The sequence below is a fragment of the Mucilaginibacter sp. genome, assembly GCF_965200995.1.
Lineage (GTDB): Bacteria > Bacteroidota > Bacteroidia > Sphingobacteriales > Sphingobacteriaceae > Mucilaginibacter.
This window is the reverse complement of sequence record NZ_OZ241743.1, coordinates 1,551,974-1,577,599: the sequence shown is the minus strand read 5'-3', so window position 1 is coordinate 1,577,599 and position 25,626 is coordinate 1,551,974. Positions and strand designations below refer to the sequence as shown.

The 25,626-nt window shown below is 45.3% G+C and carries 25 protein-coding genes; 6 read left to right on the top strand and 19 right to left on the bottom strand.

Annotation, left to right across the window (positions count from 1 at the left end; all coding sequences use genetic code 11):
• Positions 1-80: 80 nt before the first annotated feature.
• The 12 genes from ACY652_RS07445 to ACY652_RS07390 form a co-directional block, all read right to left on the bottom strand.
• The gene (locus tag ACY652_RS07445) at positions 81-938 is read right to left on the bottom strand and encodes a hypothetical protein (protein WP_462267433.1); all 858 of its coding nucleotides are present in this window, start codon (positions 936-938) and stop codon (positions 81-83) included.
• A gap of 4 nt (positions 939-942) precedes the next feature.
• Positions 943-1,398: a hypothetical protein gene (locus ACY652_RS07440; protein WP_462267431.1), complete on the bottom strand. Its 456-nt coding sequence runs from the start codon at positions 1,396-1,398 to the stop codon at positions 943-945.
• Positions 1,399-1,798: 400 nt separating this feature from the next.
• Positions 1,799-2,191, bottom strand: coding sequence for a type VI secretion system tube protein TssD (gene tssD / locus ACY652_RS07435; RefSeq protein WP_462267429.1), 393 nt, complete (start codon positions 2,189-2,191; stop codon positions 1,799-1,801).
• A 74-nt stretch (positions 2,192-2,265) separates the two neighbouring features.
• Complete coding sequence (gene tssD, locus ACY652_RS07430) at positions 2,266-2,661, bottom strand: type VI secretion system tube protein TssD (protein ID WP_462267427.1); 396 nt, start codon at positions 2,659-2,661, stop codon at positions 2,266-2,268.
• Positions 2,662-2,772: 111 nt separating this feature from the next.
• Positions 2,773-3,327 (bottom strand): NAD(P)H-dependent oxidoreductase, encoded by a 555-nt coding sequence (locus ACY652_RS07425; RefSeq protein WP_462267425.1) that lies wholly within the window; start codon positions 3,325-3,327, stop codon positions 2,773-2,775.
• 88 nt (positions 3,328-3,415) lie between these two features.
• A complete protein-coding gene (locus tag ACY652_RS07420; RefSeq protein WP_462267423.1) occupies positions 3,416-4,804 on the bottom strand; it encodes a DUF5458 family protein in 1,389 nt (462 codons plus the stop codon).
• A gap of 35 nt (positions 4,805-4,839) precedes the next feature.
• Positions 4,840-5,280, bottom strand: coding sequence for a type VI secretion system contractile sheath small subunit (locus tag ACY652_RS07415; RefSeq protein ID WP_462267421.1), 441 nt, complete (start codon positions 5,278-5,280; stop codon positions 4,840-4,842).
• Positions 5,281-5,378: 98 nt separating this feature from the next.
• Positions 5,379-7,865 (bottom strand): ATP-dependent Clp protease ATP-binding subunit, encoded by a 2,487-nt coding sequence (locus tag ACY652_RS07410; RefSeq protein WP_462267419.1) that lies wholly within the window; start codon positions 7,863-7,865, stop codon positions 5,379-5,381.
• A gap of 10 nt (positions 7,866-7,875) precedes the next feature.
• Positions 7,876-10,260 carry a type VI secretion system protein TssR domain-containing protein gene (gene tssR / locus ACY652_RS07405; protein WP_462267417.1) on the bottom strand — a complete coding sequence of 795 codons (2,385 nt, stop codon included), beginning with the start codon at positions 10,258-10,260 and terminating at the stop codon, positions 7,876-7,878.
• Between the two features lie 40 nt (positions 10,261-10,300).
• Positions 10,301-11,263 (bottom strand): PKD domain-containing protein, encoded by a 963-nt coding sequence (locus tag ACY652_RS07400; protein ID WP_462267415.1) that lies wholly within the window; start codon positions 11,261-11,263, stop codon positions 10,301-10,303.
• A gap of 27 nt (positions 11,264-11,290) precedes the next feature.
• A complete protein-coding gene (locus ACY652_RS07395; RefSeq protein WP_462267413.1) occupies positions 11,291-11,785 on the bottom strand; it encodes a type VI secretion system transmembrane protein TssO in 495 nt (164 codons plus the stop codon).
• A 9-nt stretch (positions 11,786-11,794) separates the two neighbouring features.
• Complete coding sequence (locus ACY652_RS07390; RefSeq protein ID WP_462267411.1) at positions 11,795-12,310, bottom strand: hypothetical protein; 516 nt, start codon at positions 12,308-12,310, stop codon at positions 11,795-11,797.
• 187 nt (positions 12,311-12,497) lie between these two features.
• Between ACY652_RS07390 and ACY652_RS07385 the strand changes: the two genes are divergently transcribed.
• Both ACY652_RS07385 and ACY652_RS07380 read left to right on the top strand, forming a co-directional pair.
• Positions 12,498-12,932 carry a GPW/gp25 family protein gene (locus ACY652_RS07385; RefSeq protein ID WP_462267409.1) on the top strand — a complete coding sequence of 145 codons (435 nt, stop codon included), beginning with the start codon at positions 12,498-12,500 and terminating at the stop codon, positions 12,930-12,932.
• A 7-nt stretch (positions 12,933-12,939) separates the two neighbouring features.
• Positions 12,940-14,790: a type VI secretion system baseplate subunit TssF gene (locus tag ACY652_RS07380; protein WP_462267407.1), complete on the top strand. Its 1,851-nt coding sequence runs from the start codon at positions 12,940-12,942 to the stop codon at positions 14,788-14,790.
• 6 nt (positions 14,791-14,796) lie between these two features.
• Here ACY652_RS07380 and ACY652_RS07375 read toward each other — a convergent pair whose 3' ends face one another.
• Positions 14,797-15,735 carry a type VI secretion system baseplate subunit TssG gene (locus tag ACY652_RS07375; protein ID WP_462267405.1) on the bottom strand — a complete coding sequence of 313 codons (939 nt, stop codon included), beginning with the start codon at positions 15,733-15,735 and terminating at the stop codon, positions 14,797-14,799.
• A gap of 114 nt (positions 15,736-15,849) precedes the next feature.
• On the opposite strand from ACY652_RS07375, the gene ACY652_RS07370 reads away from it, so the two are divergent.
• Positions 15,850-16,743 carry a TssN family type VI secretion system protein gene (locus ACY652_RS07370; RefSeq protein ID WP_462267403.1) on the top strand — a complete coding sequence of 298 codons (894 nt, stop codon included), beginning with the start codon at positions 15,850-15,852 and terminating at the stop codon, positions 16,741-16,743.
• Between the two features lie 21 nt (positions 16,744-16,764).
• On the top strand, positions 16,765-17,913 hold the full coding sequence (locus ACY652_RS07365; protein ID WP_462267401.1) for a hypothetical protein: 1,149 nt from the start codon (positions 16,765-16,767) through the stop codon (positions 17,911-17,913).
• Positions 17,914-17,930: 17 nt separating this feature from the next.
• On the opposite strand, the gene ACY652_RS07360 is transcribed toward ACY652_RS07365, so the two are convergent.
• Complete coding sequence (locus ACY652_RS07360; protein WP_462267399.1) at positions 17,931-19,061, bottom strand: WG repeat-containing protein; 1,131 nt, start codon at positions 19,059-19,061, stop codon at positions 17,931-17,933.
• 125 nt (positions 19,062-19,186) lie between these two features.
• Here ACY652_RS07360 and ACY652_RS07355 point away from each other — a divergent pair, with 125 nt between their 5' ends.
• Entirely contained in the window at positions 19,187-19,711 is a 525-nt protein-coding gene (locus ACY652_RS07355) for a hypothetical protein (RefSeq protein WP_462267397.1), read from the top strand.
• Positions 19,712-19,742: 31 nt separating this feature from the next.
• Here the strand turns inward: ACY652_RS07355 and ACY652_RS07350 are convergent, their stop codons facing one another.
• From ACY652_RS07350 to ACY652_RS07330, 5 genes are all read right to left on the bottom strand, one after another.
• On the bottom strand, positions 19,743-20,291 hold the full coding sequence (locus tag ACY652_RS07350; protein WP_462267395.1) for a hypothetical protein: 549 nt from the start codon (positions 20,289-20,291) through the stop codon (positions 19,743-19,745).
• A gap of 115 nt (positions 20,292-20,406) precedes the next feature.
• On the bottom strand, positions 20,407-21,219 hold the full coding sequence (locus ACY652_RS07345) for a hypothetical protein (RefSeq protein WP_462267393.1): 813 nt from the start codon (positions 21,217-21,219) through the stop codon (positions 20,407-20,409).
• 5 nt (positions 21,220-21,224) lie between these two features.
• Positions 21,225-21,542 carry a hypothetical protein gene (locus tag ACY652_RS07340; protein WP_462267391.1) on the bottom strand — a complete coding sequence of 106 codons (318 nt, stop codon included), beginning with the start codon at positions 21,540-21,542 and terminating at the stop codon, positions 21,225-21,227.
• 150 nt (positions 21,543-21,692) lie between these two features.
• Positions 21,693-22,691, bottom strand: a complete 999-nt coding sequence (locus tag ACY652_RS07335; protein ID WP_462267389.1) for an SPFH domain-containing protein — start codon at positions 22,689-22,691, stop codon at positions 21,693-21,695.
• Positions 22,692-22,733: 42 nt separating this feature from the next.
• Entirely contained in the window at positions 22,734-23,954 is a 1,221-nt protein-coding gene (locus ACY652_RS07330; protein ID WP_462267387.1) for a hypothetical protein, read from the bottom strand.
• A 105-nt stretch (positions 23,955-24,059) separates the two neighbouring features.
• Between ACY652_RS07330 and ACY652_RS07325 the strand changes: the two genes are divergently transcribed.
• Positions 24,060-25,607: a TPM domain-containing protein gene (locus ACY652_RS07325; RefSeq protein WP_462267385.1), complete on the top strand. Its 1,548-nt coding sequence runs from the start codon at positions 24,060-24,062 to the stop codon at positions 25,605-25,607.
• Positions 25,608-25,626: the final 19 nt, after the last annotated feature.

Here is a 25,626-nt window from a genome sequence, read left to right as displayed (position 1 = left end):
ATATACATTAAATTTGGTTTCCATAAGTAATTTGTTTTGCAAGTGCTATCAACATTACAATTGCCGGCAGCAAAGCTGCTTTATCTGAACATAGCTTTGTTGTACTTAAGCATATATGTTTGTCCGGTGAGCATATTCCCTTTGGCGGTCTCTTTAATGACCGGATAAGTAAGGGTTTTATTAGTGCTGTCGTACTTAATATGCATAGCCTCCCTAATTTTGTCCGCATCTTGATCTTCAAGCACGTTGGCGGCTATATATAGTTCATTGTCCGGTTTATGATTAACTAAAAAAGACTTTTTATTGATAGTAAAATGCCCGTTTTCAACATCAAGCACATGTGCTGCCTCATAAGGTTCTATGCCGCTCATCTGCCCATAGCATAACAATAAATACCGTGGCATCGGTGTGTTTGCAAGATGATATGCTTTGCTGATGAAGGGAGTAGGGCCATCATCATCCGGTTGCTGGTATAAATTTTTAAATGATGCAACTATAATTTTTTGGCCGGTATTAAATTGCAGTATATTTTGCACATGCCACATTGTACCTGAATAAAGTGACTGCCAATAATAAATTTTCAGGTGCTGATCATTAGAATAAACCAAGCCTATATTAAAATTCTTTAGCCGGGGAAAATTGTAAGAGAAAGTACGCTGATCAGAAAATATCTTTAGCATATTCTTGATCAGTTCATTTTCTTTAGCAGTTACCATCAGCCCGTCATCATCTGCATTTGCTTCTGCTGCTTTTTGCACGGCATCAGCATACTTTAGTAAAATATTTTCCTGTTTAAGCACGTATGATAAGGAGGTATCATGCTGAGCTTTACTACTGGTCCAAACATTATGGGGCTGCTGTTTAGCAGGAGAGGTACAAGCATAGCTTAAAAGCATAAAACCTGCTAGAAGTATCATCAAATAGGCATAAAATCTCATATTATCAGTGCCTCGGAATAAATATAACACCAGATTGCTCCATCTCTTTTAAGAGTAAAGCAACCCCCAGTTGTTTGTTCACATAATCGTTGCTGTATACGTGATCTCTCGGAAAGCCGCCTTTGGTGTATAAATTGGAGCCTGCCCATAAATAGGGACTATTCACATGGTGTGTAATGTAAGCTTTAGCCGCACCATTGTAACTTTCTAATTGTTTCAACATTTTGGGCAGTGCCCAATTGCTCACTTTATCTATATGACGCAACTTTAGCGCATCAACAGCACTTTCTTCAAAGGTAAATGGTGGGGGATGACCGACCTGCGGACGCTTAGCGGGTACTTGCCTGGTATAATTGGTTAAAGGATCACCATTGTGTAAATGCCGGCTAAAGTTTAAAGTACTTTCACGGTAATGCACACAAGCAATAAAATACCAGGGAATGCTACCTGTATTATCCAAGGTATTTAGATTAACAGAGTTTTGATATAAACGCTGCACAGCAGGTGAATAGCTGCTCAGGTCATCAATATCTCTGATAAAGCAGGTTTGATAATTTACACTGATTGCATTTCTGCTATTTACCATACGGCTTACCATTTCGTACCTGCTTCGGTTCGGAATGATCTTGGTGTTTACAATATGCCGCACTTCCCCCAATCTTTCAAGGCGTATCCTGCAACTGTCAAATAGTTGTATGTATTGCAAATCAGTAGGCATGAAACGGATATCGTAGGTGTATACTCAATGCGCAGAATGCAGCGTATTACACTGACTGAGTGCACATGTTACTAACAGGGCTATACTTAAAAATGGAGAAAACTTGTGGTTTTCTCCATTTTTTACGCTAAATAATAATGGCTTATTTAGGCCAGTCGTTCTCGTGCTCGGCGTTGCCGATTTTCAGTTTGCGGGCTGAGATAACGAAACTTAATGACATTGGGTTATTGCCGATGATAGACAGACCCTCGTTGTACTGAATGATATATCCTTCTTCAAAGGTCAGCTCCTTCATTTTGGCATCTTCCTCTGATTTTTTGAACACTACAGTGCCGTTAAGCGGCTTATACTGGTTGTTTACCATTGATTCGATTACCGAAGTATCATCGGTTGACTCAATTTCTACCTGTACGGTACCACCATACACACCTGATGAAGGGCGGCCTTTGGCGTCTACATCCCTGCTTAATGAATAGCTGCACTGCAGCACATCGAACTCTTTTGCGCCTAAGTTTAATCTTGCTTTGAAAGCCATAATGTTTTTTAATTAATAATGAATACTAAGATATAGCTAAGCTATACCCAACCACAATTTTACCAGATGCCGGTTTAGCGGCCTGGCCAATCGTTTACATGCTCAGCGTTGCCTACCTTTAAGGTACGGGCCGAGATGGTAAATTTCAAACTCATCGGAGTTTCGCCGATAATGTTCAGGCCCTCAGCATATTTAACAATGTAAGCATCGTTAAAGGTCAGTTCCTTCATTTTGGCATCTTCCTCTGATTTCTTGATAAGTACATTACCGCTGATAGGCTTGTACTGGTTATTCACCATAGCCTCTACTATAGAGGTGTCTTCTGTAGATTCAATTTCTACATCAATAGTTCCGCCATACACGCCTGAGGCCGGGCGGCCTTTGGAATCAACATCGCGGTTAAGGGCATACGAGCAATTAAGCACATCGTATTCTTTGCCCGAAAAAGTTAATCTTGCTTTGAAAGCCATAGTGACTAATTTTTAAGGTAATTAAATAATAAAAGGTAGCACACCCGTGCTATCATTAATAACTACTCAAAGCAACGCTAAATTGTTTTAAAAAAATTAAAAAATTAACCGTCAACTTAATTTTAAGCCGAAAGCATAAAGTTTATGCATCCATTTCTGGCTGTATTCATTATCTAATGATTGCAGGTAACCGATGGTGCTGGTACGAACCGGCTTAATTTGCCGCGTTTCGAGTGCATATTTTTTTATCGGCAGGTAAGTAGGCTTTTGGTTCATCTGCCAGTCATGCCAGGCGGCTTCATCCAGCAATGAAACTACCCGTGCGGATTTGCCACCAAATTTATTAATCCCGTCAAATACCTGCTCAGGCATGAATATACGGTCAAAGAAGCCTTTAATTTTAGTAGGTATGGAATTTTTGTAAACTGAGCAGAATATTACCAGATGGCTGGCCTGCTTTATGGCGTTTACTGCTTCCTCAAGATCATGTTCTAACTCAATAGAACGGTTATTAAACTGTTTGTTGGGATTAAATATTAAATCGGCAATGGCAAAATCTTTCACTATAGCCTGGGCCTGCTGCGCACCATTGCGGTAAGCATCTATCAGGGCCTGAGTGGCCGGTGTTTTGTCAATATCAGCATTAATAATTAATACCTGCTTCATTAGGCAAATGTAAACAGTATATTAATATTAAAAAAACGGGGCTATGGTTTCAGCCATAGCCCCATTGTAGTCTTAAAAGCTACAGTGCTTACTTCTGTTGGTCGTAAGAAGAGCTCCAGCTCATACTGTTATCATCATCGCCTTTATGCCCGTCCAGCTTTACCACAAAGCTTTTAGCAGGAAAATACGGGGTGATATTGATATCTAAATTTATACGATCTTTTTGATTGGGATCTTGCCCAAAATTTTTGATTTGAAAACGCTCGATCAGGCGGTCAGGCCCTTGGATATTATCCAGGAAGCGTACGATCTGCGACCGTAAGTCCTGCTCGGTTTTTGAGTTCCAGTTTTCGAATGCACGGCGGTTCAAAAAGTCAAACAACACTTTGGTGATATAATCGAATACACGTACCACAGAATAGGTTTGCAGGCCAATATTATCGCCGTTGAATAAGGTTTTGGCTGAGAAGGCCATTACTTTGCCATACTCATTTACCATAGGTACCAGGCCAATGCGCTCCAGGTGAGAAATTTCACTCTTCTTCAAATCAAAACGTACGCCATCTACCTCGTTCATGGCACCATGTTTTTTACCTGCCGTTACCTGCGACATCAGCGTATAGTACATCTTGCCTGCCAGTGCAGCCGAGCCAGGTATGTGCAAATCATCTTCTTCGCCAACTTCGGCCACCTTGCCCCGGCCTACCAGCCAGTTACAGGTCATGATGGTATTGGATTTGAAAGCATCGCCGCCGGTTAAATTTGCAGAGGTAAATAAATCTACCACGTCATCCGGCTGGTCTAAATCGGCAAAGTCGGTTACCAGCATTACCTTGTTTTCAAACGCCATTTTAGACCAGCGCTCTACCACCTTGTTTGAACCCAGGTAACCGGGAACTACCATGATAGAATAATTCTGGCGCAAATCCAGGCGGTCATAATTTTGCTTCAGTTCATCGCCCACGTAATCAATAAAGCGTGGGTTGTCAAGTTCCTTTAGCTGATCCATGCTGGCATTCATCAGCACTACATTTTTCAACTTATCCGCTTCTGTATTTTTATAAAATAAATGTACGGTGCGGTAAGCCTGCTCCAGTTCACGGGTACTTTCCAGTACGGTATGAACATTTTTATTCAGGTTCTCTTCGGCCAGCTGCAGCTGCTGGGTACTGTTCTCTACCATATCAGATACGCTGGCAGAGCTTTCCAAAGCAGCAATCCACTGATTGAGTTTTTGTTTCAGCTCCTGGCGCTCCTGCTTCTTCTCATCATCAGTTAAAAATATCTGTTTACGGGCCTTGCGTTCAGGATTAAGGTTTTGTAAACCATCTACTGTGGTTTCCAAAAGATCAAAGCCGCCTACGCGCGAAAGTTTTTCTAGACTCTGCGCCAGCGTTTGGTCTGGTGCAGTGGTTCTTTCTGCCGGTTTATATCCCTGCTCTTGCTGGGCTTGTGATTGCTCGTTTAGCGTTGCCATAGTATTAAATTAAGTAGGTGCCGGTTAAGTGATGTTTATTTATCTAATTCCTGCGCAAAGTTTTTCAGCGCATTTACAAATGCAGCTTTAGTTTCTTCATTGTCCAGCGCCGTTTTAAGCGTTTTATTGGTTTTAAGCTGTTTAATGATGTTCATATACATTTCACGCTCAATGTTCAGCTTGCGCAGGTAATCGCTTTGCTGCACCAGGCGCTTTACCCCAAAGTCGCCAAGGTTATGAAAGCTTAGTTGCTCGCTTACCGTACCACCCTCCTGGTTTTCCAGCGCTACATTTACAGCAGGCTTATAATGCTCAAAAACTTCTTCTACAGTACGCAGTCCTTCTGCCTTTTCGGGGCGCAGGGGCTCATGGTCGGTAAGTTTCTGAATAAAAAGAGTTTTGTTAGGCGCAATTTCGCCAAAGGCTTCTGAGGTATCCACAGGGCGTTCATTGCCGCCTATTTCGTAATTAAACATGCTGTTAAGGTTTTAATATAGTAGCTGCCGTTAATATTTATTTGATAAAGCGTATAGCGCTTAAATTGTTTTGCTTGTTCAGTATCAAAGCATTAAACTTATACAATCTCCCATTTAAGGCTTTCTTCCTGCTCGTTTTTAGAGATGCTGATGGTATGGCCCTTTTTCAATTCGCCCGAAATAATATAGCGGGAAATAGGGCGCCGCAACTGGTTCCGTATCACGCCCGAAAGCTGCCTGGCCCCGTATTTGGGCGTAAAGCCGCCCAGCGCCAGCATACTTTTGGCTTCATCGCTAATGCTGAAGCTGATACCCATTTTCTGCAGGGCTTCTATTAAGCTCTTGAGCTGGATGTCAAAAATGCGTACCACATTATTTTCAGAGATTGGCGCGAACGGCACAATTTCGGATATACGCGCTAAAAACTCTGGCCTGAAATGGCGGGCCATTACCTCCATCAGCTCATTTGATGCCGGCAGGCGGCCCTGCTTTAGTTGCTCGGCAATCCATTCGCTGCCGATGTTGGAAGTAAACAGGATGAGGGCATTGGAAAAATCACCTTCCTTGCCTAATCGGTCATGCATGTGGCCTTCGTCCAGTATCTGCAAAAAGATATCGAATACCGATGGGTGGGCCTTTTCAATTTCGTCAAACAGTAATACCGAATAAGGCTGCTGCCTGATCTTATTGACCAGCAGGCCGCCTTCTTCGTAACCCACATAACCCGGAGGCGCACCATATAGCAACGCTGCCGAATGTTCCTCCTTAAATTCTGACATATCAAAGCGGATCATCGCCTTCTCGTCATTAAATAAAAACTCGGCGATAGATTTGGCCAGTTCTGTTTTACCGGTACCGGTAGGGCCTAACAGGAAGAAGGAACCAATAGGCTGCCCCTTTTTATTCAGCCCGCTGCGCGATTCCAGTATAGCATCAGAAACGGCCTTCAAGGCCTGATCCTGCCCTACTACCCGACGCTTTAAAAAGCTTTCCATGTTCAGCAGGCGCTCTTTTTCCTGCGCTTGTATCTTGCCCAGCGGGATGCCGGTTTTATAGGAAATAATGGCGGCTATATCTTCTTTATCTACTTCGCTTATTTTATGCCCGGCCAACTGCTCCAGTTTCGGGATATTCTTTTCAAAATAGGTAAGGTACTCTTCGGCGGTTTCAAAGGCTTCTACCTGTGTTTCATCCTCTAATTTGCCCAGCAGTACCGCGCTTATTTTATTTTGCATCAGCGCATACAGCCATTGTGCCGCCTTCAACTGTTCGGCTGTATCGGTATCTGATTGTTTTAATTCTTCAAATTTGATTTTCAGTTCGGCCAGCGTGCTTTCAGACGTATCGTTCATCAGCCGGATAGCCGCCATGGTACGGTCAAGCAAATCAAAGGCCGAATCGGGCAGGCGGCGGTCTTTCATATAGCGTTTAGCCAACCGCACACATTCGCCCTCGGCGTTCTTATTTACCTTCAGGCTGTGGTGCTCTTCGTAACGGGGTACCAGCCTTTCCAGCATTTTGGTGGCCGTTTCCATATCCGGCTCATTTACCTGCAATACCTCAAACCGGCGACTGAAAGCCTGTTCCGGCTCAATAATCTTGCGATACTCATCCATGGTAGTGGCGCCAATTACCGTAATCTCGCCACGTGCCAGTTCCGGCTTCAGCAAGTTGCCTACGCCGCCGCCGATAGGGCCTTTGTTATCCAGCAGGGTATGTATCTCATCAATGAACAGGATAGCCTTGTCAAACTGCTTGATTTCTCGCAGAATGTTCTTCAAACGGTCTTCAATTTCACCCTTGTAGGATGCTCCGGCAATCAGCGAACCTAAATCCAACTCAAACAACTGCACATTCAGTAAAGATTGCGGCACCTGGTTATTGCTGATATCAAGCGCAAAGCCATCTACCAAAGCGGTTTTGCCCACGCCGGCATCGCCGGTAATAATCACGTTAGGTTTGGTACGGCGGCTTAATATTTCCATTACCATGCGGGTTTCCTTATCCCGCCCGATGATGGGGTCCAGTTTACCCTGCCGCGCCAGTTCGGTACGGTCAATACAATATTTAAGCAAAGCGCCGGTTGATTTAGGCGCTTCGCTGCCTCCTGCCGAAGCAGGGGTTGCCGTATTACCCACAGCCTGCTGTAGCTGGCCGTCTTGCAGGTAAACATCCAGTATTTCTTTTTCCTTAACAGGGAATGATTTTAATTGTCCTGCATCAAAGCCTACGTTGGGCTTAGCCAGCGCCACCAGCACACAAACCGGGGTAATCAGGTCTACACCTAATTTAATGCGCACATTATCGGCTTCCTCAAATACTCGCTTAATGGCATCGTTACCCAGCATCTCGTCGGGTACGGTAAGGGCAGGCGCATAGTCTTCCATGCGGATGTCGGCCCAGTCAGCAACGTACTCTGCATCTTTACCTAAAGAGGTTAAGAAGTTGCGTAAACCCACCTCCTGGTGCATCAGGCCGCGCAGCAGGTGCGCCGGGCCAAATTCTTTATGGTGATATTCCTTGGCCAGCGATTGCGCTACCCGCACTGCTGTTTTAACCGACTCGCTTAAATTAATCAGATTCATAAGGATACTGTTATTGCCAGTTGGCCTGGGTTACGTAATAATAAGTTTTACCGTTGGAGCTGAAATGCTGATTGAGCAGGGCTGCCTGTTTAATGCGGCTGTTGCTGCGTATCAGGTAATTAATATAAGCCTCGAATGCTTGCTGCGGCATGCGGCTGGCGTTTTTCAAATCAGATACCTTGTACTTATTCCACTCGCTGTTATCGCGCAGCGGCAAGCCGGTTACCCGCTGTATATACTGCGCCAGCGTCATTTGCTTAATTTCGCCCTTTGATACAGTTTTCATGTCCAAACGGTTGCGCATCAGGCTGATGTAATTCTTAAATAATTTACTCCGGTAATTAGACGCATCCTGCTGCAGGTTCTCGCCAACCATCAGCGAAAGCACATCAGACATTTGCTTGAACTCATCATCATTCAAGATAACCAGATATTGCAACTGGTCGGGGTGCTGGCTTACCAGGGTAGCCGGCACTTCGGCAGTTAAATAGTATTTGAATGCGTTATGGGGCATGTTATCGCCCAGGCTATCCGCTATGGGCGGTGTTAGCTGCGAGGTAACTACCGGGTATACATAGCGGTGCTCGCGCCCGGTGAGGCGGAAAGCGCTGTCAAGCGAGTGCGTTTGCATCCTGATATCGGCATCTGTTTCGCTCATCAGCCGGCTTAGTGCACCTTCCATCGCACGGTTGGTTTTTACCACACCTTTAGGCGGAAAGATAACCGCACCCTGCACCAAACTGTTGCGCGGATAATCCAGATAGAAGGATACCGAATCTGATACCGACACGTTGAACTGCTGCGCGTTGGATAAACCTTCGCCTACTACCAAACGCTGCTTTTTACGGTCGGCAGCCAATACGGCTGATTGCGATACCAGCTTGCGGGCCTGAATTACAAAATCATTGTAAATAGGATTGTAATCGCTGTATACCTGTACCGCCAGTATGCGGGCGTTGGCCCTTGCTACTTCGGTTGATAATTCGTTAAGTGAGTAATCACTATCATTACTATCGCCGGTACTGCCGATAACTACCACCAGGTTGGTTTCATCCGGCCGGTTTGAGAGCAGGCTCAATGCCGTATGTATGCCATTGTATACCGGCTGACTGTTGGGTGCAGCATTACAGGCCGTAGTAACCGAGGCCTGCTTATCTAAAAACCTTACCAATCTGCGGTAATCTGTACCCAGCGGCTGGCTTTGCACGCCGCCATCGTCGCAATTGGTGGCGCTGCGGTACACCACACCGCCATAACGGATGTTGTTGTTCAGGGCGTAAGGAGCAAATATCTTTTCAAAAGATTGTATGGTGCTGGTTAAGCCCGCCGCATAATTGCGCATGGCGCTGCCACCATCTACTACATACACCACGTTGATTTTGCGGATGTTCTTGCGGATGTTCAGATACTCTTTATAGCTGATGTGCCCGCCTTTGATGTTGATGATCTGGTTGTTGCTCTTGTCATACACATCATTGGCAATACCCAGCTGCAGGTTGCCCGAACGGTAATCTTTTGAAGATGATGATACCACCGGGATGCTGCGCAGTAAAACCTGATCATGGTCAAGCAGTGGATCGAAGCTAAACCCACCCGAACTTGGGCCGCCGGTACTGGTGAGGCGAAAATTCTGATTGATAACAGCAGCAACAGAATCATCACTGTCGAAAGAATTTTTAGCCGAGCCTATGTACAGGCGGTCGCCCCAGCTGTGCACGGCATCGGCAGGTACCCAGCCGTATACACTTCTGGCAGCGCTGTCGGCCAGTAACTGGCCTTCCGAACCCACTAAAAGTGTGCGTCCGTCGGCTGATTTTTTGAAGATATACAAGGCATTATGCAACGCTACCTTACATTTGCGCTGCTGCATTTCGGGAGAGCTGTATACATATAATGAGTCTGTCTTATCATAATATACCTGCGGCATGGTAAGGGGGCCTTTGCCGGAAATAATGGCAATAGCCTTGGCCGGATGCCCGGTTTGCGGGCTTACAAAGGCCGATTGCCACAACAGCACCTTATCGCGGCTGATCCAGCCGTAGCTTTGGGCAGCTTTTTTGTTAATCAGCTTGCGGCCCTGCACTGTGCCCTGTTGATACCTGATAAGTTTGAGGTAGCCGTTTTTAGAGTCGCTTACATAGAAGGGCTCCATAAACTTTATCTTCTTCATCACCAGCGTACCGCCCGGCGCGGTATAGGTATAGTTTTCGTCGCGGTCTGAAAATACGACCCAGGGCAGGCTGGTTGATTTCTCATCGTCATACACGTTGGTTTTTGCCGTAGGCTTTTCAAAGGCTTTAGGCAGCGTTTTCACCTTTTTACTGAAGGATACCGGCGATTGCGCCAGCAAGGTAGCAGGAAGGAGCAAAGTGACAAGGACTAATATATTTTTCATGGAGATTGATCTGCTGTTAAACATTGTTGCTGGTTAAGGTTTAGCGGGTGGTGCGTATAGCCGATGAGGTGTTGGTAGTATGCTGCTTTACCGTCAATAAGCTTGAGCAATCGGATTTTGGCTTGCGCGTTACCTGAGCCTCATCAATGTTAATGCCCCCGCCAAAGGTAAGGCGCATACAGTACGAATAAAAATCGGTTTGCTTGCTTTGCCCGTTGGCATCCAGCTGTACGGTTACCTTCTCATCCCCGCAGAAATAACGGTTTACTAAATAATAATAATGAGTGTTGAAACTGGCGCCGCTGGCTATGGCCTGCAGGTGGGCGCGTATGTCATCAACTGCCTGGCTCTCGCCTTCGCCGGGCGTAATAATCTGGTTAATGGTAGAATCGGGGCTGGTAATCAGTATACGATGATAAACCGGGCGTTTGCCATTATCAGTATTCAGCCTTACAAAGTAGGTGCCGGGGTTACGGTAGGTATACAAAGCTGTAGGGCCTTTAATGTCTACCCGCCCGGTTTCGCCGAAAGACCATTCAAAGATGCGGGCATTGCCCTGCGCTTCCAGCCTTACTTCCTCGTTTACAATGCCGCGTGTAGGGCCGTTAATGGTAAGCAGCGTATCTTGTAAGGCACTGGCTACGGTGTCTTTTACATTTACCGGAAATTGCTGCTGCAGGTCGCCGTCTACCGTTAAGCGCACAATGTAAGAACCCGCTTTTTTAAAGCGGTAGCTGCCGTTTTGCTGTGCGGAGCGGTCGCCGTTGCCGAACTCCCACAGCCATTTCTTGGCACCGCCTGTGTTGTCGGTATATACTAAAGCTTCATTTAAAAAAACCTCATCCTTTAAAAGGTGGGCATTAACAGAGCGCTTGTCAAAAAGCGAGCTCTTGAATAAAATAATGAGGCCTGCAATCAGCAGTACACCCAATATAATATACAGCAGTGCATAGTTTTGCCGGTTGGTGTCCACCTGGCGTCCGTCGTTGTAATTATCTGGCATGGTAAGGTAATATGTTGATGTATTGGTCTATCTTCTTGCGCCGGCGCCAAAGCTTTCCTGCAGTTGCCTGGTCGAAAGTTTACAGTCGTCTAATAGTTTATTAATGTGGCTGATGTCGTTGTAGTTTCCCCTTAGCTCGCGGCGGTCATAAAACAGGTTATCATACAGCTTTGAGGCATAGATAAAGCATTTATACCGGTTATCATAAGGCTTGCGGTTATAATAAGATTTAATAGCGCCTAATGAGTTTTTAATATCGTTTTCCAGAAAAAGCGCCTGCACATTAGGGTTAAACTTTACAATATGGGCGTAGGTAGTATCAATGGCAGGCTGGGCTTCGGCTACTACGGCTTCAAACTGCTCTTCACCCTCAATACGCTGTGCATATTCTTTTTTAGATACGCTGAGCCCTGCATTGTAATTGTAAAATAATGCCGTGCATAGTACCCCGGCAGTAAGCAGGAACAAGCCCAAAAAAAACAAGAATCTTTCGCGTCTTTCTTTTAGTGTAAATTTTACCATACGCCTTTATTATCTGTAGCGCCCCTTCAGGCGGCTGATTGCATTTTTATTGGTTTTGTTGCAGGATTCAAGCTGCGAACGTGCGCTCTCAATCTGGAAGCGGGTAGTAAACAGCGAGTCCTTGATAGCAGCCGCCGTACCTACGTTGTTGCTCAGCTTACGGTATAAATCAAAGCTTTTTAAAGGCATCGGGTCTTGCTGCAGCCGGTCCTGTATGTGCTGGTTGGCTACCTGTATATCATTTAAGAGCAGCGTTTGATTATTAATCTCTTCGGAGTTCATCTTGGTATACTCCGAAAGCTGCTGCATCCGGAGCATAATCTGGTCAAAATCGTTATAAATATCGCTGCGCAGCGCCACCAGGCGGTCGGCCTCTCTGGCCTTGGCATTCAGGAGCGCCACCTCACGGTTCGAGGTAAGAAAGAAAAAATACACAGCGCCTATGCTTAATACCACCAGGAATAAGAAAAAAAGCAAAAACTTACGGTATGCCCGGTAGATGTCATTATTATTTACCGGTCTCATATCGCAGCAACGTGAATAAGTATCATAAGATTTAAGAAAAAATAGTAGCTAATGCAGCTGGTTTCTGTTCCGCCTGTCCGTATCTGTACACCCGTATCAGCCAAACTGCTATGAGATGACAACTAATCAGTTAAAAATTTGTTTAAGCCTATATGCAACTTTTATGTGCTGATTAAACTATATCACTGTGGCAGTACCTTTATATAAAAAACCTTTCCGGCTAAAAAGCATCTTCCAGGGCAATGACCTGCCTACGCAGGATATAGGCGCTTCTGTATCGCAGCACATAGAGCTGATTATTTTTACCCGCTACGGCGAGCACCGCTATATGCCTGAGTTTGGCTGCGAGATATGGGATCTGGATTTTGAATTGATCATCAGCGAAAGTATATGGGAGGAAAAGCTGCGGCAATCGCTCCTGCGGACGATTGATAAATATGAACAGCGTATATATAATGTGCAAATAGAAGTAAACATTGAAGAAGTAAACAAATTTTACCCGCTGCGTAACATAAGCGAAATAAAAAAACGTGTTAAAATTACGGTAACCGGCATTATTCATAAAACCGGCGAACATTATACCTTCTCTACTGCTTTATACCTGAGCCCACTCTCAGCCTGAATACTAAATGGACACTATATTTTTTACCTCTAAGGAGGACATCAGAGCCCGCATGCTGCGCAATGCCCTCGACTTTTGGGGTACAGCCAACGTTAATGACCTCGATCCTTTTGTAAAGCTGCTGGTAGAAGCCCTGAGCAGTGAGATATTCAATGTATCAAACGATGTAAAGAATTTAGAGAACCGGATACTTAATAAACTGTCGCGCATACTGGCTTCCGATCACCTGACCAGTGCATTGCCGGCCCACGCCATACTTATGGCTCAGCCTGTGGAAGCCGCCGAAACGCTTAGCACCACCAGCCATTTCTTTTACCGCAAGCCCGGCGCTGTTGATGCAGCAGAGAAAAGCGAGGCTTTTGACATGTTTTTCACTCCGGTGGGTAACATCCCGATGTTTAACGCCGGTATCAGATACATTTTCAGCGGGCGGCAGCTTTATGCGGTGGATGATAATATGAACCGCACCACGGTTGCCACTGCTGCGCCGGGTTACTCACCGGAACAAAACACTTTATGGATTGGTATTGAAAGCAATCCGCAACTTAACAGTTTGCAAAATGCCGCGCTGTTTTTTGAATGGCCCGGCTACACGGCCAACGAGGAGTTTTACAACCTGCTGTCGGTAATGAAATGCCAGCTGCAGGGGCAGGAGGTAGAGCTGATGCCCGGCCTGTATTACCTGGATGATTACGCTTCGCCCGGCAAGCCGGTATTTTATGAGCGTAACACCATGAACCAGATTACGCGCGACATTAAAGATTATTATAACAACCGGTTTATTTCCCTCATTGATGAGCGGCTGGGCAACTTCAGCCGGCATCAGGAAACTTTGCCTGCCGAGTTGTTGCCTATATTTAATGTCGGCGATGTAAACCGCATACCGCCCTGCATCTGGCTGAAGTTTACTTTTCCGGCAGCTATTTCCCTGCAGGTGATTGATGAACTGCAGATTACCATGAACTGTTTGCCGGTGATGAACCGCAGGCTGTATGAGCAAAAGCACCGCCTGCGCAACATCAGCAGCATTATTCCGGTAAAACCGGGGCCGCGTGAGCATTTTCTTTCGGTAAAGGCGTTGTATGACGACCGGCAGGTTACTTACCAAGAAACACCTTACGGCGAGGCTGATAATACGCCCGAAGGCAGTTACACCATACGCAACGGCGGCGCTGAACGCTTTGACACCCGCAATGCACGGCAAACCATTGAGTATTTGTTTGAGCTGCTGCGCGATGAGAAGGCCGCCTTTGCCGCCTATGGGAACGATTTTTTGAACAGCACCATTAAACGCATGGAGCAGAGCCTGGCCCTGATTGAGAAAAAGGCCCAGCAAAGCCACCATATGGCCGAACTGATTAACTACCTGATGGTAAAGCCCTACGAGAAATCGACCATGATGTACCTGCAGTACTGGACTACCCTGGCCGATGAGGCTAACCACATCAGGCGCGGGAGCAGGCTGCAGCAGTTTGAGATGATAAAGTTTAAGCCTGATAGCGTACGCCTGCTTAGCAGTACAGTGGGCGGCCGCAACAGCCTGGGTGCTACCGAGCGTATACAGGCTTATAAATACGGCCTGATTACCAAAGACCGTATTGTTACCGAAGCCGACCTGATTAGCTTTTGCCACTACGAGCTGGGGGCCAAAATTACAGGAGTACGTATTGCAAAAGGCGTAAACATGTCTGGCAACCCTAAAGAGGGGCTACAAAAAACAACCGATGTTTACCTGAAACCATCGTATGATTACCGCCTGTCGGCAGAGGAATGGGATACGCTGCTAACTTTGCTGCACTCTAAGTTAAAGTCGCGCAGTATGGGTAATGTAAATTACCGGCTATTTATAGAAAGTTAAACCAAACTAATCACCTAAAAAAGTAGTATAGCCCAGGCAGGAGTTGCTGGTTCCGTTGCCCAGGTCAAGCAACTGGTCGCTTTTACTGATAAGGTATTGCGTATTTACCGTAGTTTGCAGCGGCACAAAATAACCAAGCAGCGTTTGCAGTGCCATTGCCGTGCGCGAGCCGGGTAAAAACTCAATCATGTATCTGGCGCTTAGCGGGCCGATGGTAAGTTGCAGTACCTCTTCCTGCTCCTGCGCACGGCCGGCTACAAAATCTACGCCTAACTGGCCCGCACCTATGCGGGTATCCAGCTGCTCCAGCAATTCCGGCGGCAGTGTAACAGCCGCCTGCTGGTAAGTTAACGTAATATCAGCCTTAAACATCACTGTAAGTATACCGCTGATAAAGCCAAGCTGGTTGCGCTGCTCATGTATAAGGGGCAGCACCTGCAAAAACACAATCATCTGCTCTTTGGTAAAGCACTTAAATTCCTGCCACTCCTTTAAAAAAATATTAATCAGATCGTTGTAATGGCTTTTCTTATCCAGGCGGCTCTCATACAGGGCCACAATGGTGCGCAGGTAATTAATTTCGGCCTCAAAAGGGGCAAAGAACTGCCGGGCCTGCTTCTCTTCTTCGCGCCGCTGTACAATGTCCTTAATCATGGCCTCCTCGGTAAGCGTAACGCTCGAAGCCGGCGGCTCATGAAACAGTCCCTCGGGCAGCATGTCATACAAGCCCTCCTGGTTCACATTAATGCTCACCATCTGCCGGTTACGGTAAGCCGACCGGTAAGTGGTAATATCTCTTATTTCTTTGCTGTAGGCCCGCTGCTGCGGCCCGGCAGGCAGTATCACCAAATTATCGGGCGCTGCCAGGCCCTGCTCTAATAATTCGGCAGCTACCACGGCCGCTTTATAATCGGTATCTATCTGGTTAGGTAAAATATTTTCCATCAACTCTGAAGCAGCTTTTATACAAACAATAACCCCGATTATTGGTAATTGATTAGGCAAACTTTTATTTTATGCATTTCTTTGTTTGTCTACTTTCTAATCCTGTTACTATTTATGGACGTTAAATCGTTTTTTATACGTTATCTGCTCTTTCCGGTAATGTTCGCCATCGGCACTACCGTGATGAGCATTATCAACAAAAAGAATAAAGTATTAGCTAATACCCGCTTAATTGTTATAATGCTGCTTACGGCTATTGCGCTGGGCATACCCGGCCTGCTGGGCTTTTTAGATTTACAGTTTATGCCCTGGGGCTACCTGGGCTGCCAGTTTATTTACCTGTGCCTGGGTATTGTATATGTTTGGCTGGCAGGCGTTTATTATGAGGAGGAGCTGCTGAACCGAAGATGGTTTTTCTTTATCTGCACCTTGCTGGCCTGCCTGCTGGGCGTCTATCTGTTTAAGTTAGGCTTTAACTGGCTTAATAACCTGGGTTATGGCTTATGGGCGGCTACATCGGTTGTGGCCTTCCTGGTGCCGGTACTGTTTTGGTGGGCGTATATTGCCTTTCTCAATATCCCGATGGAGATATACAAGATATGGCAATACCCTGTTGTTCCGGCAGACATCAGCATGGAGCACCTGGATTTTAACCACCTGCTGGTGCTTGAGCTGGATTTGTATAAGAATACCCATGACCCGGAACCATTAAAGGTAAAGGCAAAAGCTCCGCGCAACATGAACTTTGGGGTGTGGTTCCAGAAGTTTATTGATGATTATAACCTGAAGTTTCCGAATTCCACCGTTCAGTACAAGCTGGATGACGGCGTAAGTTACCGGTGGATATTCTATATTAAGCCATCATTCTTTAAGCAACGGCAGTTTATCGATCCGGATTTGAACATTGAAGAAAACCATATTACTGAAAAATATACCATTTATGCCAAGCGGGTATCTGAAATTGAAAGCACCCGCGAGCGTGTGGGTGATGCAGCTGTTTATTTGTAGAATTTAACTTAGCCCATTGTTATGACCTCACCATTAAAATATAAGCCGGTAAACTGGGTAGATGGCATGAAGATAGCCAGCCACCATTTTGTAAGTACCGATAACTTTATACAGGATAGCATCCGCGATAGTAATTCTATTGCACTGCATACCAACAATTTTGGTTTGCTGCCTCCCTTTTATGGTTCGCAAACGGCGTTGGATGTTAATATTGCGGCGCGCGCCTCCAGCCATGTGCAGGTAAGCCTGAAACAATGCAACGCCATTACCGCGGAGGGCATGCGTATACATATAGCCCCCGAAAGCTTTAATCAGGGCTATACTTTCGAGCATTATTTCAGCACGGAACAGGGCCCGGCAGATGGCGTTGAAACTTACTATGTCATTCTATCGGTAAACCCTTTTGAGCGGGTGCCCGCCGGTAACCCCGACCCGGAGGAAGTGCCCCTGCGCTACCCTGCGGTAGACAGGCAATATACCATTACCATACTGCCGGCATCGCAGATTAACAGCCGCAATAATCAATATCTGGAGATAGGCCGGTTTACCCGTACCAATGGCAGCATCATTGTAGACAGCACTTATATACCACCATGTACCTCGGTACTGAGCCACCCGGGTTTAATTGCCTACTACGAGAACTTCAGCAACCAACTGAATGAGTTTCAATTACTGTCGTTCCGGATTATTGACAAGATCACTTCTAAAGACTCTATTTCGCCTATCGGCAGAAATGTGAAGTTGCTATGCGATAAAATGCTGGATTTTATTGCCGGCATATTTTTCACCTACCGTAACATTGCCTACCAGCAGCCGCCTATCTTTTTGGTTGGCTATTTTTCGGAGATGGCCCACCTGTTCTTCAGCACTATTAAAAGCATTGCGGGCGCCGAGCGTGAAGAGCTGCTCAAATATTTTTACGAGTGGAGGGATGTAACCCCCGGTAACTTCGAGGAGCTGCTGGCCCGGCTGATTGAGGTAGTATATAACCACCATGATATTCATGCCTCGATGCAAAGCGTAGATGATTTTCTGAAAGTTATGGTGGCCTTGTGGAACAAGCTCAGCTCACTGGAATACATTGGCCAGCGTAAAGAAAACATTGTGGTAGCCGAGCAGCAGGTGGTACAAGCCGTACAGGCCAAGCGCAGCTGGACACTGCTGGATTAATTTATATGCAGCAGTTATTACTTCCGGTTTTTTAATGCCACAGCTATAAGTTTGTATCCCCGGGCCGTTCGCAGAAATGAAAAGTGCTCTTGATAGTCAAACTGGTGCAAGCTGCGGTAATGCGTAGTTATTACTTCAAATAAAGGGTACTGTGCCGTATTAGGTTCACCGCAATCGGTGTAATAGGCTTCGTACTTTTTGTTATGGTATATAAACAGGTTAAGATCCTCACCAGAAATAGCGGTTTCTACCCGGCGGCGTTTTATAGCCGCCATTTTCCTTTGCAGCGCTGTTTTAAATGTTTTAATAAAGGCGGCTTTAGGATAGGTCTTCCTGAGCGTGTGCTTATACAGGCCTTCTACAGTTACCTCATCAAAGCTAAGTGCTGATATATAGGGCGTGTTCGCTTTCGTCAGAAAGCTTTGGTAGAACCACTGCTCAAACTCCTTATTATAATTAATGAAAGTATAGTACTTACCGCCTTTCCCTTTCAATGAATTGTACAAGCCGGTATCTGCCGGCTGGCCGGCAATTTTCAGCGAATACCAGTTGATGTTTTCGGTAGTCCGTTCATCAACACTATCAGCCACTATGGCGCCGCTGCTGTTAATTAATGCAGTTGTGCCTTGCCAGTACCAGTGCTCACAGTCGGCCTGGTAAGGCGTACCATCTGCACAGCGCCTTTTCCCATTATAAATAACCAAAGCCAGCCCGTTGTGAAAAGCCTGTGCATCATTATAAACCGCAGGAATTATGATGTTACCGTTACTCCCCAGGAAACCAACTTTATCCGTAACCGGATCCCGAAACCTGATGGCGCCTTCCTGTTCACAATCATAGGTCATATCCCATACATACAGGCTGTCTTTAGCTACTTTTTTTTCGTTTTTAAGCAGGTAATAGGATTGATTTGTGTTGCCATCGGTTACGGCAATAATATTTCTGAATGTCCAGGCGCGGGTGGCAGCATTAAAACGGGCTGATATTTTAACTTTTCCTTTGGCATCTTTAAAGCCATACAAATCTTTTTTAGCATTATAATAACTATACCAGTTGCCGGGCACTTGTGCCGAAGCCACCAACCGGGTAAGCACGATAAAGGATAAACATAAAATGATGCGTATATAAATCACACGTTTGTTAGCCATAATTAAACAGAGTTAACAAAAGTACACGATGAAACTTAAAATACGGTATCATGTTGACCATTGAAGTCAAAGCAGCAATTATAAAAATATAAACAGAATTGAAAAGAGGCTTGATATACTTATGCTTGGTTTTAACAACGGGCTGGCTGTTTACCGGCTGTACCCCTTTTGCCGGTAACCAAGAGAATAAACAGCCCCGCACGCTGAAACCGGTAGATAAAAAGACACTCACTACCCTAATAAGCCGGTTATATCAGGCGCTGCGGGTAAAACAGTATTCGGCTGAAACCGGATTGAAAGCAATCAGGCCTTACTTGTCAGCATATAAAGTTGCTATACCCGGCTTTTCCAGGCAGGTGCCTTATGATGAAAGCTATTTGTATGTATACTGCATCTATAACACCAAAGAAACCCCACCCAAAATACTTTCTTACAGGTTTGAGTTACCAAAACCATTGCAGCAACAGCTAACCGTTACTGATATTAAGAAGCTGTTTCCCAAATGGAAACTAAAAAATCAGGCTTCCGAACCCGATAACACAACTGTTAGCATGTATAATGCGGGAGAAGATATGGGTATAAGTATTATCAAGCAACTGCTGCCCGGCGGTAAAGACAGTGTTATTACTAACGTAACTGTTTATCATTGAAACACAGGGTTTTAGCCAGGTAAAAATTAGTTTAATAAAACTCCGGATAGCTGGCCGGTGATACACAACTGCTGCTTTGCATGGCGCTGGTATCTTTATAAGCCTGCCAGTTTAAATTATCAAATACGGCTTCCAACGCCAGGCATGCCTTAAAATCAGCATCCGAAACTTCATACAGATTACCATCGTCTATTCCCGAAACAGAGAAGGTGATCATACGCTGACTTATCCAAATAAATGCCTTTTGACCGGTAATGCATACGTGGCCGGGCTGCTCTATTCCAGGAAAATCAGTAACAGGCGTTTTAAATTTGGCAAATTCATCGCCCGTATAAGCCTGTCCGGCTACAGGCTGCAGGTCATCCGGACCTATAGTGCCGGGCCTTATGTTTAATAAAGACAGCTTATGCAGTAAATCAACTTTGTCGCTAAAAATAATGCCTGCCATAAAAGTATCGCCATCATTTGCATGCCCGCCTTGCGCCCTGCAAAAATAAAAATAATGCAACTGCCGTGCCCAGCCTGCTGTTTTTTGGCGGCTATGCTGCTCAAACATATACCAATCGGGACGTTTACTCATATTCAGTTAAAATGCAATAAACTTATTTGAGTGAGATTCAAATAAATTACTGACAGAACAATTTATCTTGTAAAATTATCCGCACAACTGCAATTCAGGTGCGGCACAAATCAGTTTAGCTAAACAGGCCTATCAACAGCAGTAGTAACACAAACAAGCCAAACAGGCTGATTAACACGATGAAAAGTTTTCTGAAAAAACGCAGGTACGGACGATCAACGGGCTTTTTCCTGACAAGTGGAGCAGGGAAAAACTTATCCTTCAACAAGCTTAATACATACAACACCGGCAATGCAATCAGCAGCCATACGTAACGCCAGAACCAGTCTTTCAGGTAAGCCCACCGGGCGGCCCAACGCTCGTGGGCAGGCAATTGTATGCGGGTGATATAGTAGTTGCCTAAATAGGACCGGCCTATACGTACATGCAACTGCTGATAAGGTTTTAGCAAAAAAAAGCTGGTTCGCGTTCCTTGAAACACAACCGGTTTACCCTGATAAAACAAGGTTACATTGGTATACACAAATCCTGCTTTGCGGGCAAACTCCTGATGTACATCCTGTACCGGCAGTGTTTGCGGAGTGGTATCTTTAAATGCTGCGCTGGCCAATAAATCTAAATTAAGCGCATTAAAGTATGCCGTACCCAGATACAGGCCGAAAACAATAAGCGGGAAAAATATTGAGGCATACCAGCTGGTAAAAAATTCTTGCCTGCCTGCATATAATGTATATATGGTTAATGGCAAAACTACCAACCCTGCAATCCAGGCTACGCTTACAAAATCGGTAGTGGTATACAGGTCAACAAAAAGATCGGTGCTCAAGTAAATAAGGGCACACAATGCCCAATATCCTAAAACAATCCAGGTTCCGGTGCTTACCACCGGTTTGATAACAACTTTCTGCTTACGCTTTACTGCCGCCATACCTGTTAATCTTCATCTTCAGACAGATTTTTACGCCATTCCTCAAGCGATATTAAGGTATCCCGCTCTATATCATAGTAATGTATAGTACCCGTTTTATTATGCACAGCAAAAGTATAGTAGGTTACATAGCTGCCGCCATTGTTTTCTGCAACTTTTACCCAGTAATTCGGATCGGCAGCCGTTGGCGATGTTTCCACATAGGTAGATAGCCGCCTTTTGCCCTGGCTCAGTTTTTCCACTTCGGCGTTTTTGCGCTTCACCTCATCCAACTTCATAATCAGGTCAACGGCTTTATCTTCATTAATAGGTTGCTTCTGCAAAGCAACCGTTTTAACTTTAGCTGTTGATGCCTTTTGGCTGTTTAATGGTTTTTGCCGGCAAGAAGACAGGCAAATAGCGGGCAAACACATAAGGATACAAACCGATAAGGATAGATTTAATTTCATGCTGCTTATTTTATGTAAGATAGTTTATAACTGATCGAGCCATTGTTTCTTTTTTGCATCAAATTCTTCCTGGGTGAGTATGCCGTCATCAAATAAGGCTTTCAGCTTCTGTAAATGTGTTACCGCATCGGCTTCTTTGCCGGCAGCGCTGCCTGTATTTTGGCTAAATGTGTTTCCCAGGCCATTGCCTAAATTAATTTGCAGGCCGGCACCTGTTGTTCCGCTTTCATTACGGGCGGCATCGCGCAGGGCCTGCAGCTTTTCCATTTCGGTGTAACTTAGCCCGGCTTGTTGAGCAGCCAGGCTGCCAGCCCGGGCATTAGCTATTTGATTTACCTGCTGCTGGGTTTGCTGGTCAAACGAGGTACCCTGTACGTTAAAATCAGTTAGTTCGAAGCCTAAAGCAACAAATTGGTTATTTAACTGCGTTTGCAATTCGGCGGCTAATTCATTCAGCTGGCTGTCAATTTGTAAAATGGAGTAAGCGGCGGTAGCCAGTGTTACCGTAAGCTGCTGCTCAATACGCGATTGCGCCAGTATATGAACCTGCCCGGTAGTATATAAGTCGGCCATGCCGGCAATCTTCGTAACAAATAGCTTAGCATCTGTTAATTTGAATGAATAGTTGCCATAAACGCCCAGGCTTACCGGAAAATTATACACCGGCTCCTGATACTTTACCCGGCTGGAAGTGCCCCAGCCCTGGTTAACCACCTCGGCCCTGCGGTAAAAGTAAATTTTTAGCTTGTGTTCGCCATTAAACCCTTGTGTAAGGTTCAGCAAGGTAGTAATAAACGGCTCGTTATGCGATTGAAGATTATATACGCCTTCTTGTTCCAGCACGGCAGTTACCTTGCCCTCATATACCAGTAAACATCCCTGCCCCGGTGCAATAATAAGTTTGCTGTTGTTTTTGATCTCATCCGTTTTAAACGGAAACTTGTAAAACAGTGTAGTTTGCGGCGGGTTAGCCCATTCTATCACCGCTGCAAACTGCTCTTTAAAAAAATTGATAAAGCTCATTATATTGTTTTTAATAACACCCTGTTGCCTGTTCAGTTTTCTTTACTCTGTTCGGCCTAACTGATAATTATGCACCAGCTTACCGGTATTTGATACCACAAGTACACCATGTACATAATCGGCCTCCTCCCCTTTCCGGTACTCAATGGCAAAACCCTGCTTACATTTGGCAACGGTATACAAGTCGTAATCGTCGGGTGGTAAAGTCCATTTAATCTTGCCGGTTTGTACATCAATGCTTTGTACGCTCTTAGGGGGGCTGGGCGCTGCTGTGGTATTTACACAAACCAGCACATTCGTATCATCCTGATAGATGATTGCCGGACTAAAATATTTTCTTCCCGGCGTTAAATCGCGGCCTATCTTATGTTCGCCCTGTTCAAGATACCTTACTTCAATTAACTGATTATGTTTATTCTGGTCAAAGTCATCGCCTAAATAGCCAAACTCAAAGTAGTGCCGGTTTAACTGCTGTTTCCAAACGGCTTCTGCCTGCTCGGTAGTACCAACCAGCTTCTTAATTACCGGAAAGTAATAATAACTGTTGCCTTCATTATTCATCACTGTAATCATGTCCTTATAATAATCGAACTCCAGCCGGGCTATACCCGAGTTTAATTGCGGGTAATCTTTAAAAATTTGGGTGGTAATATCGTTAAGCCGGTTATTGCGGGTGTCCACCTCAAACAATATATTGCTGCAGCCAATGGCCATTATTAAATCGGGCTTATACGTTTTAAAGGTTAAATCGCAATTGTTGTTACGCTGCCCATCTTTGGGCATCACCCTGTCGGCCAGCAAATCGCCATTCAATGCATTGTTAAACTGGGCATGTACCTCAAGGTCCGACTGGTTATTGCCTTTGTCTACATAATCTGTTCCTAAACGTAAATAAACAGGGGCGCCGGTGGCCGTATTTGTATAAACAAAACTGGTGTGATATGAACGCGGTACCTTGTAATTGCTTTGAACGGCGTAATTGTTTCTGCTTTTGGGCTGAAACAGCATAACTGCAAAATAAGTAACCGCAATAAAAAGTACAGCGCCTATAAGTATATAAACCGGCAGGTTGGTATTAACCGGCGGGGCCGAACTATAAGCAGGTGGCGGTGTGCGCCCGTTATGATGATAGATATGTACATCATCACTATCTAAAAAGTACTCTGTTCCGCAGTTTTGGCAGCGGTAAAAATCAGGCTTTACTTCGGTTTTATAGATGCTGCCGCAGTGTGGGCATTGTATTGCTTTAATATCTCTGGCCATTTAGTAATGGTAAACTTTTGCCTGGGTTACGGTAAATTATTTAGCTTAACAAGCTGCCCTGTAAATTGTTAATAAAGCTGGTATTTGACAATAGCGTTTTTAAATATGGCAGATTTTATACAGCATGTTAATAAAGCAAGAGCTTTAGCCTTTATTCGCTCATTAACAGGCCTGTTGATCCTTCTGGTGTTCTCAGCAACACAACTCCGGGCGCAAACCTATAAAACGGCTGATGAGGTGCCTGATCCTAAAGATGCCGGTACAGGTTATATTACTGATGCGGTTGGAGTACTGAATGCCACACAAACCGACTCGTTAAACAGCCTGCTAAAAACACTTGACCAAAAAACGGGAGTTGAAGCAGCCGTTGTTGTTATTGATGATTTTGATTCCAACGATAATGATTTTGACTTTGCAACCAGGATTTTCCGCAAATGGGGTATCGGTAAAAACAGCGCCGACAATGGCTTATTGCTTTTGGTGGTTACCGGGCGCAGGCAATACCGGTTCATTACCGGATATGGGCTGGAAGGATTACTGCCTGACGCCGACTTGAAAACCATTGGTGAGCATACGCTGGCGCCTGCATTCAAACAGCAAAATTATGGCGATGGCATCATAAGCGCCGTAAACGTCATTAAACAGTACCTGCAGCAGCCGGCAAACAAAAAAGAGTTAACCACATTGCTGGCAAAACAGGCTGCACCGGCATCGGCACCTATTCCGGATGCTGTATTTTGGCTGGCCGGCATTGGAGTTTTAGCCTTTGCAGGCGGCTGGCAAATCAGTAAAATCAAATCTGCCATTCCTAACGCGGTGCGACATGCTACTAACCTGTATGCAGATGTGTCGGGCTGGTGCTTTTTAATCATAATTGCTGCGGTGGTGTTACTGGCTATCGTCATTTTCTTCTTTGGTAACCTGAGTGCTGTTATCCCCGCTTTTATTGCCGCACTGCCGGTATTGCTGGCCTTATCGGTAGTTCTCTACTTCTTCTTTGCCCATTTGAGTGTACTCAGCCATTTACGCAAATTTTATACAGATGATTTGAACTTTACCGGCGCAGTTAAAACGTTTTATAAAAAAGTGTGGTGGCAGGCTTTACTCTCGCCACTTACCCTCCTGTTTATGCTGATTGAATTCTGGCGCTCGAAACAGGTTACAGCCAGAATATTACCGCTGGCTGATTCCGGCGGCAAGCCAATGAAACGTATTGATCGTGATGATAAAGAGCAAGGCAGCAAGCACCTCTCGGCAGGGCAGCTTAAAGAAGAGCAACTGGGCAGCCAGGTATATGATGTGTGGATGAATGCTGCTACACAAACTGTAAAACTGGTACAAAATCCCGGCTATAATTTTGATGATTTTACCCTCTGCCCGGAGTGCGGCTTCCGCACCTTAACCGAACCGATACAGATTTCCTTACAGAAAGCGACTTACACCCGCCAGGGTAAAGCCAAACGGGTAAAAATATGCCGTAACTGCAAGCACGAAATTTTTGTGGAGGAGGTAACCTTACCCATGCTGGTGCAATCCTCAAGCTCATCTTCATCCGCAGGGGCCGGAAGCAGCAGTTCATCATCCCCGTCATCCTCTTCCGGAAGCTGGGGCGGCGGCCGTACAGGAGGCGGTGGCGCCGGCGGAAGCTGGTAAATAAAGTTACCTGTCACAA